Source organism: Vibrio sp. SCSIO 43155, assembly GCF_023716605.1.
In the GTDB taxonomy this organism is placed as follows: domain Bacteria; phylum Pseudomonadota; class Gammaproteobacteria; order Enterobacterales; family Vibrionaceae; genus Vibrio; species Vibrio harveyi.
In genome coordinates, this window is the sequence record NZ_CP071852.1 from 2,969,155 (window position 1) to 2,985,297 (window position 16,143).

General features: G+C 46.5%; 13 protein-coding genes. 1 reads left to right on the forward strand and 12 read right to left on the reverse strand.

The window, feature by feature from the left end; translation table 11 throughout:
* The first annotated feature begins 31 nt into the window (after positions 1 to 31).
* Entirely contained in the window at positions 32 to 2,593 is a 2,562-nt protein-coding gene (gene mutS, locus J4N44_RS14085; RefSeq protein WP_252044570.1) for a DNA mismatch repair protein MutS, read from the forward strand.
* A 93-nt stretch (positions 2,594 to 2,686) separates the two neighbouring features.
* On the opposite strand, the gene rpoS is transcribed toward mutS, so the two are convergent.
* From rpoS to relA, 12 genes are all read right to left on the reverse strand, one after another.
* A complete protein-coding gene (rpoS, locus tag J4N44_RS14090) occupies positions 2,687 to 3,670 on the reverse strand; it encodes an RNA polymerase sigma factor RpoS (protein WP_005452115.1) in 984 nt (327 codons plus the stop codon).
* An 80-nt stretch (positions 3,671 to 3,750) separates the two neighbouring features.
* Positions 3,751 to 4,674 carry a peptidoglycan DD-metalloendopeptidase family protein gene (locus J4N44_RS14095; RefSeq protein WP_252044571.1) on the reverse strand — a complete coding sequence of 308 codons (924 nt, stop codon included), beginning with the start codon at positions 4,672 to 4,674 and terminating at the stop codon, positions 3,751 to 3,753.
* Between the two features lie 14 nt (positions 4,675 to 4,688).
* Complete coding sequence (locus J4N44_RS14100; protein ID WP_005452113.1) at positions 4,689 to 5,315, reverse strand: protein-L-isoaspartate(D-aspartate) O-methyltransferase; 627 nt, start codon at positions 5,313 to 5,315, stop codon at positions 4,689 to 4,691.
* The gene (surE, locus tag J4N44_RS14105) at positions 5,315 to 6,091 is read right to left on the reverse strand and encodes a 5'/3'-nucleotidase SurE (protein WP_009698768.1); all 777 of its coding nucleotides are present in this window, start codon (positions 6,089 to 6,091) and stop codon (positions 5,315 to 5,317) included. The genes J4N44_RS14100 and surE overlap by 1 nt, the downstream gene beginning before the upstream one ends.
* Positions 6,091 to 7,134 (reverse strand): tRNA pseudouridine(13) synthase TruD, encoded by a 1,044-nt coding sequence (gene truD, locus J4N44_RS14110; RefSeq protein WP_252044572.1) that lies wholly within the window; start codon positions 7,132 to 7,134, stop codon positions 6,091 to 6,093. Before truD ends, surE begins: the two co-directional genes overlap by 1 nt.
* A gap of 45 nt (positions 7,135 to 7,179) precedes the next feature.
* Positions 7,180 to 7,656, reverse strand: coding sequence for a 2-C-methyl-D-erythritol 2,4-cyclodiphosphate synthase (ispF, locus tag J4N44_RS14115; RefSeq protein ID WP_009698769.1), 477 nt, complete (start codon positions 7,654 to 7,656; stop codon positions 7,180 to 7,182).
* 14 nt (positions 7,657 to 7,670) lie between these two features.
* The gene (gene ispD / locus J4N44_RS14120) at positions 7,671 to 8,381 is read right to left on the reverse strand and encodes a 2-C-methyl-D-erythritol 4-phosphate cytidylyltransferase (protein WP_038899663.1); all 711 of its coding nucleotides are present in this window, start codon (positions 8,379 to 8,381) and stop codon (positions 7,671 to 7,673) included.
* A gap of 1 nt (position 8,382) precedes the next feature.
* Positions 8,383 to 8,664, reverse strand: a complete 282-nt coding sequence (gene ftsB, locus J4N44_RS14125) for a cell division protein FtsB (RefSeq protein WP_005452106.1) — start codon at positions 8,662 to 8,664, stop codon at positions 8,383 to 8,385.
* A 992-nt stretch (positions 8,665 to 9,656) separates the two neighbouring features.
* Entirely contained in the window at positions 9,657 to 10,958 is a 1,302-nt protein-coding gene (gene eno / locus J4N44_RS14130) for a phosphopyruvate hydratase (RefSeq protein ID WP_005425372.1), read from the reverse strand.
* Positions 10,959 to 11,035: 77 nt separating this feature from the next.
* Positions 11,036 to 12,676, reverse strand: a complete 1,641-nt coding sequence (gene pyrG / locus J4N44_RS14135) for a CTP synthase (protein WP_252044573.1) — start codon at positions 12,674 to 12,676, stop codon at positions 11,036 to 11,038.
* Between the two features lie 151 nt (positions 12,677 to 12,827).
* Positions 12,828 to 13,625 carry a nucleoside triphosphate pyrophosphohydrolase gene (gene mazG / locus J4N44_RS14140; protein ID WP_239911504.1) on the reverse strand — a complete coding sequence of 266 codons (798 nt, stop codon included), beginning with the start codon at positions 13,623 to 13,625 and terminating at the stop codon, positions 12,828 to 12,830.
* Positions 13,626 to 13,838: 213 nt separating this feature from the next.
* Positions 13,839 to 16,058: a GTP diphosphokinase gene (relA, locus tag J4N44_RS14145; protein WP_252044575.1), complete on the reverse strand. Its 2,220-nt coding sequence runs from the start codon at positions 16,056 to 16,058 to the stop codon at positions 13,839 to 13,841.
* Positions 16,059 to 16,143: the final 85 nt, after the last annotated feature.

Genomic DNA, 16,143 nt, shown 5'->3' on the forward strand with positions numbered 1-16,143 from the left:
CCGCTACGGAAATAAACAAAAGTACTTACCTGTGAAAGCTGAACAAAAACACACTCCGATGATGCAGCAATATCTCAAGCTAAAGGCTGAGAACCCAGAAATCTTGCTGTTTTACCGCATGGGCGACTTCTACGAACTCTTCTACGACGATGCTAAACGCGCATCTCAATTGCTTGATATTTCGTTGACTAAACGTGGTGCATCGGCAGGTGAACCTATCCCGATGGCTGGCGTTCCATTCCACGCCGTTGAAGGTTATCTAGCCAAACTTGTTCAGCTTGGTGAGTCTGTCGCGATCTGTGAACAGATTGGCGATCCTGCAACAAGCAAAGGTCCAGTTGAACGTAAAGTAGTACGCATTGTTACACCAGGTACAGTAACCGACGAAGCACTGCTGTCAGAGCGTATCGACAACCTGATTGCGTCTATTTACCATCACAATGGTAAGTTCGGTTACGCGACATTGGATGTGACTTCGGGTCGCTTCCAATTAGTTGAGCCTGAAACCGAAGAAGCAATGGCTGCTGAACTGCAACGTACTGCACCTCGTGAATTACTCTTCCCTGAAGATTTTGAACCCGTACATCTGATGTCGAACCGTAACGGTAACCGTCGTCGTCCTGTCTGGGAATTTGAGCTAGATACCGCTAAGCAGCAATTGAACCAACAATTTGGTACGCGCGACTTGGTAGGCTTTGGGGTTGAGCACGCTTCACTGGGTCTGTGTGCTGCGGGTTGTTTGATCCAATACGTAAAAGATACTCAGCGTACTGCCCTACCACACATTCGTTCATTGACGTTTGATCGCCAAGATCACTCAGTCATTCTTGATGCGGCAACACGTCGCAACTTAGAGTTGACGCAAAACCTATCTGGTGGGACCGATAACACGCTAGCCGAAGTACTCGATCACTGTGCGACCCCAATGGGCAGCCGTATGCTGAAGCGCTGGTTACATCAACCAATGCGCTGTGTCGATACTCTTAACAACCGTCTTGATGCAATTGGTGAGCTCAAAGATCAGAGCTTGTTCACCGACATTCAACCAATCTTCAAACAAATTGGTGACATCGAGCGTATCCTAGCCCGTTTGGCGCTGCGCTCAGCACGTCCGCGCGATATGGCTCGTCTACGCCATGCGATGCAACAGTTGCCAGAGTTGAAAGCAGTTACTTCTTCTCTAGCTCACCCATACCTTAAAAAGTTGGCTCAATTTGCTGCGCCAATGGATGAGGTATGCGACTTACTTGAGCGCGCAATCAAAGAAAACCCGCCAGTGGTTATTCGCGAGGGAGGCGTGATTGCAGAAGGCTACAATGCGGAACTTGATGAATGGCGAAAGCTTGCAGACGGCGCAACCGAGTATCTTGAAAAACTCGAAGCAGACGAGCGTGAACGTCATGGTATCGACACCCTAAAAGTTGGCTACAACGCTGTACACGGTTTCTTCATTCAGGTTAGCCGTGGTCAAAGCCACTTGGTTCCACCACACTATGTACGTCGCCAAACACTGAAAAATGCAGAACGCTATATCATTCCAGAGCTGAAAGAGCACGAAGATAAAGTTCTGAATTCAAAATCAAAAGCGCTAGCAGTTGAGAAAAAACTGTGGGAAGAACTATTTGATTTGTTGATGCCAAACCTTGAGAAGATGCAAAACCTTGCTTCGGCGATCTCTCAGTTGGACGTACTACAAAACCTAGCCGAGCGTGCAGATTCACTTGATTACTGTCGCCCAACATTGGACAAAGAAGCGGGCATTAGCATTCAAGCGGGTCGTCATCCTGTCGTGGAGCAAGTAACAAGCGAACCATTTATAGCTAACCCAATTGAACTGAGCTCAGATCGTAAGATGTTGATCATCACCGGTCCAAACATGGGTGGTAAATCAACCTACATGCGCCAGACTGCATTGATTGCTTTGATGGCTCACATTGGTTCATACGTTCCTGCAGAATCAGCTCATATTGGCTCTCTAGACCGCATCTTTACTCGTATCGGCGCATCTGATGATTTGGCATCTGGCCGTTCAACCTTCATGGTAGAAATGACTGAAACAGCCAACATTCTTCACAACGCCACTAAGAACAGCTTGGTGCTGATGGATGAAATTGGTCGCGGTACCAGTACTTACGATGGTCTGTCTTTGGCATGGGCAAGTGCAGAATGGCTTGCAACTCAGATTGGGGCAATGACTCTGTTCGCAACGCACTACTTCGAACTGACTGAGCTGCCAAACTTGCTGCCAAATCTCGCTAACGTTCACCTTGATGCGGTAGAACACGGTGACAGCATTGCTTTTATGCATGCCGTTCAAGAAGGCGCGGCAAGCAAGTCTTATGGTCTAGCGGTTGCTGGTTTAGCGGGCGTTCCAAAACCAGTCATCAAGAATGCACGTCACAAACTGTCGCAGCTTGAACAATTAGGTCAAGGTAATGACTCACCTCGTCCGAGTACCGTTGATGTGGCAAACCAACTCAGCCTGATCCCTGAACCTAGTGATGTTGAACAAGCATTGTCGAATATCGACCCTGATGATTTAACGCCGCGTCAGGCACTGGAAGAGCTATACCGCTTGAAGAAGATGCTCTAGTTCTTGGGCTAACTGGTACAGTAAAACGCAAAAAGGCTATGGTCACCCATAGCCTTTTGTTTATTCTGATCTAGCCTCTATCGCTGCCTACGTTTAGTCGTCTTCTACGTTGAACAAGTTTTCCATGTTCAGACCTTGTTTAATCAAGATCTCGCGTAGTCGACGTAAGCCTTCCACTTGGATCTGGCGAACACGTTCGCGTGTTAAACCAATTTCACGTCCCACTTCTTCAAGCGTTGATGGCTCATAACCAAGCAGACCAAAACGACGTGCCAGCACTTCTTTCTGTTTTGGATTCAGCTCTTCTAGCCAATGGATCAATGAAGATTTGATGTCATCGTCTTGAGTGGAAACTTCAGGATCCGAGTTGTTTGCATCAGGAATAATATCCAGTAACGCTTTCTCGCCGTCACCACCGATTGGAGTATCGACAGAGCTAATACGCTCGTTAAGGCGAAGCATTTTACTTACGTCTTCTACTGGGATATCTAACTGTGCAGCAATCTCTTCTGCTGTTGGTTCATGGTCGAGCTTCTGAGAAAGTTCACGCGCTGTACGCAGATAAATGTTCAGCTCTTTAACCACATGAATTGGCAGACGGATTGTACGAGTTTGGTTCATCAACGCACGTTCGATCGTTTGGCGAATCCACCACGTCGCGTAAGTTGAGAAACGGAAGCCTCGTTCTGGATCAAACTTCTCGACCGCACGGATCAAACCTAAGTTACCTTCTTCAATAAGATCAAGAAGCGCAAGACCACGATTGCTGTATCGGCGAGAGATCTTCACTACAAGACGCAAGTTACTTTCGATCATGCGTTTGCGAGCGGCTTCATCGCCACGCAGTGCACGTCGTGCATAAAGTACTTCTTCTTCTGCAGTAAGTAGAGGTGAGAAACCAATTTCACCTAGGTAAAGCTGAGTCGCGTCTAGGCTCTTGCTGCTCGCATCAAACTCTTCGCGTGCTGCTGTTTTGGTTCCGTTAGATGGTTTTTCAAGTCCGTTAGAAATGCCTTCCGATTGTGCATTATCATATTCGAACTCTTCAACTTTGGTTACTGTGTTGCTGATACTCATAACGCCTCCCCCTGGCGAGTTAGCAAGACATGACAACTCAATATGTCGCTAAATGATGTCGCAAGTTGTTATTCAAAGTTCTACGGTAAATAGCGCTTTGGATTCACTGATTTACCTTGATAGCGAATTTCAAAGTGAAGTTTGACGGATTTAGAACCAGAACTACCCATGGTCGCTATTTTTTGTCCGCTCTTAACACTTTGTCCTTCTGAGACCAGCAATCTGTCATTGTGTGCGTATGCGCTTAAATAATTGTCGTTATGCTTCACTATAATTAGGTTGCCATAACCTCGTAGCGCATTACCTGAGTACACGACTGTGCCGGCTGCGGTTGAAACGATTGGCTGACCACGCTGTCCTGCGATGTCTATGCCTTTATTTCCTTGTTCTCCCGCTGAGAAGTTCTTGATTACTCTCCCTTTTGTTGGCCATAACCACTTCGATACTTTATCGTTTTTCGCGGTAGTTACTGGCGGTTTCGGTTTAACATTCTGATTACCTTTTGACCCAACATACTCCTTTGGTTTGGATTGTTCAACCTTCTTTGGAGGCTGTTTTTGTGCAACTTGAGTCTTAGTCGGTTTAGGTTTTTGAGTAGAGCTTTTACTTGAATTTGACGGCTTTGACGCTGTTGATGTTTTAGTCATTGGAACAGGTTTCGCCGCAACTACAGGAGCAACAACGGGTTCCACTTTATGACCATATTTAGGCGCAACATATTTCGGAGCCCAAAGTTTTAACTTCTGCCCCGGGAAAATCGTGTAAGGCGCAGACAATTCATTGTAACGAACAAGATCATTTACATCCTTATCTGTGACGTAGGCAATAAAATAAAGGGTATCACCTTTCTTTACTTCGTAATAACTCCCTCTATAACTACCACGCTCAACCGTCGAGTAATCTTTATTTAGGCTTGAAACAGGTGCAGGTGAATGAGCCGCGCAACCAACCAGTCCCGCAGCCAATAAACAGCTAATACCAAAACGACGTAATAACTTCTTCACCTAGTCTTTAACCCTTAAGCTAAATCACCTGCAACTAATGGCACAAATCTTACCATTTCTACCACGGTCGACAGATATTGTTCACCCTGACGTTCAATTTTTAATAGTTGTTGTTCATCTTCACCAACAGGAATGATCATCTTACCGCCCTCTTTCAGCTGGGATAGAAGTGCTTGGGGAACACTTTCCGCTGCCGCAGTGACAATAATCGCATCGAATGGACCTTTCGCTTCCCATCCAAGCCAACCATCTCCATGTTTGGTAGAGACGTTATAAATATCCAGTTGTTTCAGACGACGCTTAGCATCCCATTGCAAAGACTTAATGCGTTCAACGGAATAGACATGATCGACAATTTGCGCAAGCACTGCAGTTTGGTAACCCGAGCCCGTGCCGATTTCTAAAACATTACTGTCCGATTTTAGATCAAGCAGCTCTGTCATTTTTGCAACGATATAAGGCTGAGAAATAGTTTGTCCCTGACCAATCGGCAGCGCATTGTTGTCGTACGCTTGGTGCATCATTGCTTGTGAGACAAAGCTCTCACGCGGTAGTCGATAAATCGCATCCAACACACGTTGATCACTGATGCCACTGGAGATAAGAAACGCTATCAACCTGTCAGCATGTGGGTTACTCATTAACTCTCTTCCTTTAACCAACTGTCCATTGCGCGCAGCGACTCATGAGCGGTGAGATCGACTTGCAGCGGCGTGATTGAAACAAAACCATGTTCAATGGCATAAAAGTCCGTACCGATGCCAGCATCTTGCTCTTTACCCGGAGGACCAAGCCAATAAATATCATGTCCGCGTGGATCTTTCTGCTTAATCATATTCTCAGCGTGATGACGCGCACCCAAGCGAGTCACTTCTATCTCACCAAGTTCTTCAAACGGAAGATCAGGGACGTTTACATTCAATAGACGGTTGGTTGGAATTGGGCGAATCAGATGCTGCTCAACCAACTGGCGAGCAATTTTAGCAGCAGATTCAAAATGTTGTTTACCGACTAGAGAGAAAGCAATCGCCTGCACGCCAAGGAAGTGTCCTTCCATAGCAGCAGCCACCGTGCCGGAGTACAAAACGTCATCACCTAGATTTGCGCCATGATTGATGCCTGACAGCACAAGGTCTGGCAAATCATCTTTCATCAACTCATTCAGCGCAAAGTGTACACAGTCTGTTGGCGTACCTTGCACAGAGAATGTCTTTGGCGCAATCTCGGTGACACGCAGCGGTTGCTCCAGCGTCAATGAGTTAGATGCACCAGAGCGGTTTCTGTCTGGTGCGACAATCGTTACTTCGGCAATGCTTCTCAGCTCATCAGCAAGCGCATGAATTCCTTGAGCATGAACACCATCATCATTGCTGAGCAGTATTCTTAATGGCTTCGCGTTGTGTGAATCCATTTCCATTAATATTCTCTTTCTACCTTTTCTTCGATGACCAGCTCACGCACGATTGAGGTCGCAAATGAACCCGCATCCAGCGAGAATGTCATCGTGATGTTATTACCATCGACCGTCCAAGCTAGGTCTTGTGGCTTGAGTGCGATATCGCGGCGGTCGTGACGCATACGGTTACCGCGAATCAGTGCCATCAAATCTGGTTCTTCATCTAAGAACGGTTGTTCTAAGGTTAGCGCATCCGCTTGAGTTGGTAGTGCGTTATCGCCCGCCATTGCCGCGGTGATCGCCACTTCGCCTTGAGCAAATTGTGCTTGTAACTCGGCGATGTTGCTTGCATCAACTAACTGAGTACCAGAAGCTGTCTGCGCAACATCACCGTCGATGAACTTGTCAAATACACCATTCTCTAGGCGAGCTGAAACAATGCGGTTGAAGATCCACGAACGAGCCGCTGACAGATACATGCTGCGTTTGTTTTGATTGCGGGTACGAACGTTCTCGCGTCCCCATCGACGTGCTTCTTCAAGGTTGTTGCCATCGTTACCAAAACGCTGACTACCAAAGTAGTTTGGCACACCCACTTGTTTCACTTTTTCAAGACGTTGTTCAACATCCGCTATATCTGTCACTTCAGACAAAGTAACCTCGAACTCGTTCCCTACTAAGTCACCAGGGCGCAGTTTTTTATTGTGACGATCCGTTGCTAGGATCTCGATGCTCGGGTATTGCGCCAAAAATGCTGAAAAATCTGGCGTTTCACCTTTTGGTAAATGCACACTTAGCCACTGTTCAGTCACAGCATGACGGTCTTTAAGACCCGCCCAGCTAACGTCTTTCGACTTAACACCACAGGCTTTTGCTAGTTCGTTAGCAACGAAACTGGTGTTCTCACCTGTTTTACGGATACGAACCATTAAATGCTCGCCTTCACCCGTAAAGGCAAAACCTAAATCTTCGCGAACCTGAAAGTGCTCTGGCTGCGCTTTGATTTTTGCAGATGCAACTGGCTTACCTGTTAGGTAAGCCAATGAAGATAAAATGTCTGACATGATGTATTTCCGCTGATATCACAGCTTAGAGGAGCAAATTGCTAATTATTGCTTAAACAGAAGTACAACTGCTTCCGTTGCAATGCCTTCTTTGCGTCCAGTAAAACCAAGACGTTCTGTCGTCGTTGCTTTTACGTTAATGTTGCTAATGTCGGTTTCAAGGTCTTCGGCAATAGCAGCACACATTGCGTCAATGTGCGGCGCCATCTTCGGCGCTTGTGCCATGATAGTGACATCGGCATTACCAAGACGGTAGCCTTGCTCTTTGACTCGGCGATAAACGTCTTTCAGTAGTTCACGACTGTCTGCACCTTTCCATTTTTCGTCCGTATCAGGGAAGTGACGACCAATGTCGCCTGCAGCAATAGCGCCAAGCAGGGCATCCGTTAACGCATGCAGCGCTACATCACCGTCAGAGTGTGCAATCAAACCTTGTTCGTAAGGGATCGCTACACCACCAATGATTACCGGACCTTCACCACCGAATTTATGTACGTCGAAACCATGACCAATTCGAATCATTTTCTATCCTTTCTTTATTCGCCGCGCTCACGGCTTAGATAAAACTCGGCTAACGCAAGATCTTCTGGCTGAGTAATTTTTATATTATTCGCATTCCCTTGAACAAGTGCCGGCTTTTCACCTAACCATTCCAAAGCCGAGGCTTCATCAGTGATGGTTGCACCTTGTTCTAATGCGTCAGTCAGTGCTTGAGTAAGCTGCTGAGTTTTAAACATTTGTGGAGTTAATGCATGCCACAATGCTTCTCTATCTACCGTATGATCGATATCTTGTGCTGCGTTTGCTCGCTTCATTGTGTCTCTCACTGGAGATGCGAGGATGCCACCCGTTGGGTGTGCGCTACAAACGTCGATCAAATGGTCAATATCGGATGTTAATACACACGGTCTTGCAGCGTCGTGGACTAATACCCACTCGCTTTCCAGATGTGTACTTACATAGTTTAGCCCTGATAACACAGAGTCTGCCCTTTCTTTACCACCAGCCACACGAATCACATCAGGGTGCTGAGCAATGGAGAGTTCAGGGTAGTATGGGTCGCCGTCGGTAATAGCCACGACAACCTTAGAAATTTTGGGGTGAGAAAGCAGTTTCTCTACGGTATGTTCCAGTACCGCTTTGCCGTCAATCAACAGGTATTGTTTTGGGCGATCTGCCTTCATGCGACTGCCAACACCTGCGGCTGGCACAATAGCAATATGGGTTGGAGTGTTAGTATCCAACATATTAATGCTCTTCCTCATCGACAATTCGGTAGAAGGTTTCGCCATCTTTAACCAAACCAAGTTCATGACGTGCACGTTCTTCGATTGCATCAAGACCTTGTCGTAAGTCATCAATCTCAGCGAACATCTCGTTATTACGAGCTTGCAGCTTGCTGTTTACTTGCTGCTGCACTTCAATTTCATCTTCTACTGTGTAGTAGTCAGACACCCCGTTTTTGCCAAACCAGAGGGTATATTGAAGCCAGCCAAACAGTAACGTAAGGGCTATAACAAAGATTCGCATATCGTTGCTAACATTCTGTACCGGAAGGGATTAGATAAGGTGACATATATAGCATAAATGCGTGGTTGGCTCTAGGGTAGAAAAAGAGACTCACACGCTCCTTACAGGAAAAAAGCAGCAAAATGAAACAAAGAGATTCCCTACTCTCTCCTTCGTCGTTCTAGGGAATGACAAATCAACGTAAGCGAAAGACATCCAAAAGCAAAGCCTGTTCTCATGTATCCAAGTGAAGTGCTCTCGAAGAGCCAAGTCCGCTCCTACCTTTCGAAGAGAAGCGCTCCCGAAGGGCGAAGCCCGTTCCTGCCTCTCGAAGCATAGCGTTCTCATATGTTAGATACAAAAACGCCCCGCAAGTGCGAGGTGTTTTTAAAAGCTTTAAGTTAAGCCGTTAACTCAGTTAAGAATTAAGCCTGGCCTTTAACTTCTTTGAGACCGCTTCCTTGAAACATGGAGGAGCGCGCTCACTTAGAGCTTCCGTCATATAAAAAAACGCCCCGCAAGTGCGAGGCGTTTTCAAAAGCTTTAAGTTAAGCCGTTAACTCAGTTAAGAATTAAGCCTGGCCTTTAACTTCTTTGAGACCGCTTCCTTGAAACATGGAGGAGCGCGCTCACTTAGAGCTTCCGTCATATAAAAAAACGCCCCGCAAGTGCGAGGCGTTTTCAAAAGCTTTAAGTTAAGCTGTTAATTCAGTTAAGAATTAAGCCTGGCCTTTAACTTCTTTGAGACCGCTTCCTTGAAACATGGAGGAGCGCGCTCACTTAGAGCTTCCGTCATATAAAAAAACGCCCCGCAAGTACGAGGCGTTTTCAAAAGCTTTAAGTTAAGCTGTTAATTCAGTTAAGAATTAAGCTTGACCTTTAACTTCTTTGAGGCCGCTTCCTTGAAACATGGAGGAGCGCGCTCACTTAGAGCTTCCGTCATATAAAAAAACGCCCCGCAAGTGCGAGGCGTTTTCAAAAGCTTTAGGTTAAGCTGTTAATTCAGTTAAGAATTAAGCTTGACCTTTAACTTCTTTAAGACCGTTGAAAGGAGCGCGCTCACCTAGAGCTTCCTCGATACGGATTAGTTGGTTGTACTTAGCAACACGGTCAGAACGGCTCATAGAACCAGTTTTGATTTGACCTGCAGCTGTACCTACCGCTAGGTCAGCGATAGTTGCATCTTCAGTTTCGCCAGAACGGTGAGAGATTACTGCTGTGTAACCTGCGTCTTTAGCCATCTTGATTGCAGCTAGAGTCTCAGTTAGAGAACCGATTTGGTTGAACTTGATAAGGATAGAGTTAGCTACGCCTTTCTCGATACCTTCAGCAAGGATCTTAGTGTTAGTAACGAATAGGTCGTCACCTACTAGTTGAAGCTTGTCACCTAGTAGTTCAGTTTGGTGCTTGAAGCCAGCCCAATCAGACTCGTCTAGACCGTCTTCGATAGAAACGATTGGGAATTGGTTAGCTAGCTCAGCTAGGTAGTGGTTGAACTCTTCAGAAGTGAAAGTTTTACCTTCGCCTTTCATGTTGTAGATGCCAGCTTCTTTGTCGAAGAACTCAGATGCTGCACAGTCCATAGCTAGAGTAACGTCTTTACCTAGTTCGTAACCAGCAGCTGCAACAGCTTCTGCAATAACTTCTAGAGCTTCAGCGTTAGACTTAAGGTTTGGAGCGAAACCACCTTCGTCACCAACTGCAGTGCTGTAGCCTTTAGACTTAAGAACTTTAGCTAGGTTGTGGAATACTTCAGCACCGATACGTAGACCTTCTTTAAGAGTCTTAGCACCAACTGGTTGGATCATGAACTCTTGGATGTCAACGTTGTTGTCTGCGTGCTCACCACCGTTGATGATGTTCATCATTGGTAGAGGCATAGAGAACTGACCAGCTGTGCCGTTTAGCTCAGCGATGTGCTCGTATAGAGGCATGCCTTTAGCCGCTGCAGCAGCTTTAGCGTTTGCTAGAGAAACAGCTAGGATAGCGTTCGCACCGAACTTAGATTTGTTTTCAGTGCCGTCTAGTTCGATCATTACTGCGTCGATTGCAGCTTGGTCTTTAGCGTCTTTGCCAACTAGAGCTTCAGCGATTGCGCCGTTTACAGCTTCAACAGCTTTAAGAACACCTTTACCTAGGAAACGTGCTTTGTCACCGTCACGTAGCTCAAGAGCTTCGCGAGAACCAGTAGATGCGCCAGATGGAGCTGCCGCCATACCTACGAAACCGCCTTCTAGGTGTACTTCAGCTTCTACAGTTGGGTTACCACGTGAGTCGATGATTTCACGACCTAGAACTTTAACGATCTTAGACATTAATGTTTCCTCTCGTTCAAATATAAATGTCAATTTTAAAGGGCAGCAGCACAACCTTCGCCGCCGCCCGTATCCTTTTACTTCTCGAATTCGCCGCGAGCGTTTTGACCAGCAGCTTTAACGAAACCTGCGAATAGTGGGTGACCATCGCGAGGAGTCGAGGTGAATTCTGGGTGGAATTGAGCCGCTACAAACCATGGGTGAGCTGGGTTCTCAATCATTTCCACTAGTTTCTTGTCCGCTGATAGACCAGATACTTTCAGACCTGCTTTTTCGATTTTCGGACGAAGAACGTTGTTTACTTCGTAACGGTGACGGTGACGTTCGTGAACTGTCGCGCTACCGTATAGTTCACGAGCTTTCGTCCCTTTCTCTAGGTGACATAGCTGTGAACCAAGACGCATCGTACCACCTAGGTCAGACGTTTCAGTACGTTCTTCAACTTTACCTTCGCCGTCTACCCATTCAGTGATCAAACCTACCACAGGGTACTTAGTGTCTTTGTTAAATTCTGTTGAATGTGCACCTTCCATACCCGCTACGTTGCGCGCGTATTCGATCAGTGCGACTTGCATGCCTAGACAGATACCTAGGTAAGGTACTTTGTTTTCACGAGCGTATTGTGCTGCGCGAATCTTACCTTCGATACCACGGTCACCGAAGCCACCAGGTACTAGGATTGCATCTAGACCTTCAAGTACTTCTACGCCTTTCGTCTCAACATCTTGAGAGTCTACGTATTTAATTGTGACGTTTAGACGGTTTTTCAAGCCTGCGTGTTTAAGTGCTTCGTTTACTGACTTGTAAGCATCTGGTAGTTCGATGTATTTACCGACCATACCGATAGTTACTTCGCCAGTTGGGTTCGCTTCTTCATAGATAACCTGTTCCCATTCAGACAGGTCAGCTTCTGGTGCGTTGATACCAAAGCGAGCACAAACTAGGTCATCTAGACCTTGAGACTTAACAAGTTGAGGGATCTTGTAGATTGAATCTACGTCCTTCATTGAGATTACCGCTTTCTCAGGAACGTTACAGAATAGCGCAATTTTCTTACGCTCGTTCGCTGGGATCATACGATCAGAGCGGCAAACAAGAATATCTGGTTGGATACCGATAGATAGCAGCTCTTTAACAGAGTGCTGAGTTGGCTTAGTTTTCACTTCACCAGCAGCGGCTAGGTAAGGAACTAGCGTTAGGTGCATGAACATTGCACGTTCACGACCTAGTTCTACAGCAAGCTGACGGATAGCTTCCATAAATGGTAGTGATTCGATATCACCTACCGTACCACCGACTTCAACGATAGCAACATCATGGCCTTCAGAACCTGCGATTACGCGGTCTTTGATAGCGTTAGTGATGTGAGGGATAACCTGAATGGTTGCACCTAGGTAATCGCCGCGACGTTCTTTACGTAGTACGTCTGCATAAACACGACCAGCAGTGAAGTTGTTACGCTTAGTCATCTTGGTGCGGATGAAACGCTCGTAGTGACCAAGGTCAAGGTCAGTCTCTGCGCCATCTTCCGTAACGAACACTTCACCGTGTTGAGTTGGGCTCATTGTGCCTGGATCAACGTTGATGTAAGGGTCAAGCTTCATCATAGTCACTTTAAGACCACGAGCTTCTAGAATAGCTGCAAGAGATGCTGCTGCAATACCTTTACCTAGAGAGGATACAACCCCGCCAGTAACAAAAATGTAATTTGTCGTCATGTTTAACCTGAAATTGGTTGAATGAGGGAAATGGAGTGCTTCTGGACGGGACGTAAATATACCAGAAGCTCCTAACCGCCACAACGTGAAATCTATCACACCGTAATTTTTTATTTTTTGCTTCAAATCAAAGTCGAGTATTCATGCAATTTCAGCTTCGCTCTTCTCGTTTCACTTCATCCCACATGGAATCGAGTTCATCTAGAGTAAAGTCTGTCAGCTGTTTACCGTGCGCTGCAACTTTAGTTTCCACGCCTTTAAAGCGTTTCGAGAACTTTAAGTTGGCTTTTGCCAGTGCCACTTCAGGGTCTTTCCCTAGGTGACGAGACAGGTTCACGGTAGCAAATAAAAGATCGCCTAATTCGAGTTCAACTTTCTCCTCATCCGGAGTAATTTGAAGCACTTCTTCCATTACCTCTTCAATTTCTTCCTGCACTTTTCCGACAACGGGACCAAGCGAGCCCCAATCAAAGCCGAATTTTGCGCACTTTTTCTGGATCTTTGTAGCACGCGAAAGCGCAGGTAGAGAGTTTGGTATTGAGTCTAGGATACTTTCTTCAGCTTTGCCTAATTGTGCTTTCTCTTTGGCTTTTTCCGCTTCCCAGTTGGCGTTAATCGCTTCTTCAGAATCGAATTCTACTTCTGAAAAAACATGCGGGTGACGACGCGTCAGCTTCTCGTTAACGGTTTCCACCACATCAGAAAACTCGAACAATCCCTGCTCTTTCGCCATTTGGCTGTAGAAAATCACTTGGAACAATAAGTCCCCCAACTCTTCTTGCAAGTTCGACCAATCGCGGTTTTGAATCGCATCCACCACTTCGTAGGTTTCTTCAATAGTGTGAGGAACAATGGTGTCGAAGGTCTGCTTTAAGTCCCAAGGGCAACCGCTTTCTGGGTCACGCAACTTCGCCATGATTTGTTCTAACTGTTCAATTGGATGACTCATTTTCTGTTCCTTTAAACCTTTCTATCTAAAGAAAAAGGTGAGCAGCCAAAACCACTCACCTTCTAGATTATTTTATTTTCTCAGCGGCTTTCACTAAGTAATTGTTACTTTGACAAGGCAACAAGTTTTCGCGACTCCTGAGCATAGCTCGCCTATGTGATGGAGCAAGAAAACGCAGTTAACGCAGTAAAAGTGACAAGTACGACGTGAAAGTTAGCCTAAGCGTTTCACCGACATTACATCCTTGATCTGCTCAACACGTTTCGAAACGCGTGAGAACACCTCAAGGTTGGTCACTTCAAGGTCAAAGTCCATGATCGACATTTGCGTGCGGTAATCGACGCGACTCTTCATGCTGGTGACTTTGATTTTCTCGTTCGCAAATAGCGTTGTGATGTCTTTTAGTAGACCACCACGCTCCATCGCTTCAACACGAACCGTCAAGATGTAAGAGCCGACAAAGCCGCTCCCCCAGACAGTATCAATGATACGTTCTGGTGCGTGATGACGAAGTTCTTCTAGTTGCTCACAGTCACTACGGTGCACCGAAATACCACGACCTTGAGTGATGTAACCTGAGATCTCATCACCTGGGATCGGCTGACAACAGCGCGCTAGGTGTGTCATTAAGTTATCGACACCTTCTACCACAACCGCATCTTTCTTCGGACGGCTTTGCGCTGGCGCGCGATTTTCTGCTTCTTGCAGTTTTTCCAGCGCTTGCTGGTCTTCCTCTTCCGCGGTTGGCTTGTTCACTAACGCGTTGATGTGGTTGATGATCTGGTTAATGCGCAAGTCACCACTACCAATACCAACATACAATTCATCGGCACTATTAACGTTAAAGCGTTTTAGTGCGTAGTGATCTGCGTCTTTCAGTGTCGCGCCGATTTTCGCCAATTCGTGCTCTAGGATTTCACGACCCGCTTCTAGGTTCTTCTCACGACTTTGTTTGCGGAACCATGCGTTGATTTTCGCACGTGCTCGGCTCGACGTCACAAAGCCCAGAGTCGGGTTCAACCAGTCACGTGAAGGGTTTGGTTCTTTCTGGGTGATGATTTCAACCTGATCACCCATTTGCAGTTTATGGGTGAACGGTACAATACGACCCGCAACTTTAGCGCCGATACAACGGTGACCCACTTCGGAGTGAATGTGGTAAGCGAAATCGAGCGGTGTTGCGCCCATTGGTAGGTCGACAACATCGCCACGTGGGGTAAAGGCATACACGCGGTCATCAAATACCTGACTACGTAGCTCGTCCAACATCTCGCCAGAGTCAGACATCTCTTCTTGCCAATCGAGTAGCTTACGTAGCCATGTGATCTTCTCATCGTAACCGCTGCGGCTGCTTGCACCTTCTTTGTATTTCCAGTGCGCAGCAACACCTAGCTCAGAATCTTCGTGCATCTCTTTAGTACGAATCTGGATCTCAATGGTCTTGCCTTCAGGACCAAGAATCACGGTATGGATAGACTGGTAGCCGTTTGGTTTCGGGTTCGCTACGTAATCGTCGAACTCGCTTGGTAGGTGTTTGTATTTGGTGTGAACCACACCTAGAGCGGCATAACAGTCTTGAAGTTTGTCAGCGATGATACGTACTGCACGTACGTCAAATAATTCATCAAACGCCAGACTCTTCTTCTGCATTTTGCGCCAGATACTGTAGATGTGCTTTGGACGACCACTGACTTCTGCGTTGATGCCGCATACGGTCATTTCTTGGGTAAGGTCGTCGACAAAGTCTTTGATGTATTGTTCACGGACAATACGACGCTCAGCCAATTGCTTCGCGATTTGCTTGTAGGTTTCTGGTTGTTGGTAGCGGAAGGCGTAATCTTCGATTTCCCACTTCAACTGACCAATACCAAGGCGGTTTGCCAGAGGCGCATAGATGTTTGCACACTCTTTTGCCGCAGCACGACGAACTTCGTCCGGCGCTTTTTTTACTTCAATCAGGTTGCAGATACGTTCCGCCAGCTTGATGACCACGCAGCGGAAATCATCCACCATTGCCAACAGCATGCGACGAACGTTATCTACTTGAGACGAGGCAGCACCACCATCCATTGTTACATTTAGTTGACCAATTGCCGCCATTTCGTCGACACCATCGATCAGCTTAATGATTTCTTTGCTGTATTTTTCCTCAAGGAGCTCTCTATCAAAAGCACCGCTTGAGACCAAAGGGAACAGTTGCGCCGCGACAAGTGTCGCTTTGTCCATCGACAAGGTGATCAAGATTTCGATCATCTCTCGTCCACGCCACAACAAAAGCTCCGCCTGTTCGTTATCCGCCAACACAGATTGGCAGTCACGATACACTTCGGTTAAGCGTTTCGCTGTGTTCTTCTCTTGACCTAGGCTAGCCACCCAGTTTTCAAGTTCAAACTGTTCACCTTGGTTTAAATGCGCGCTTCTTACCGCAACCATCTCATCATCCTAATTATTATATTTGTGTGGTTTGACTAACACCATCCAGGTTAGTTCTTTCGCCAAGCTTTAAGCGTTGGCTTAT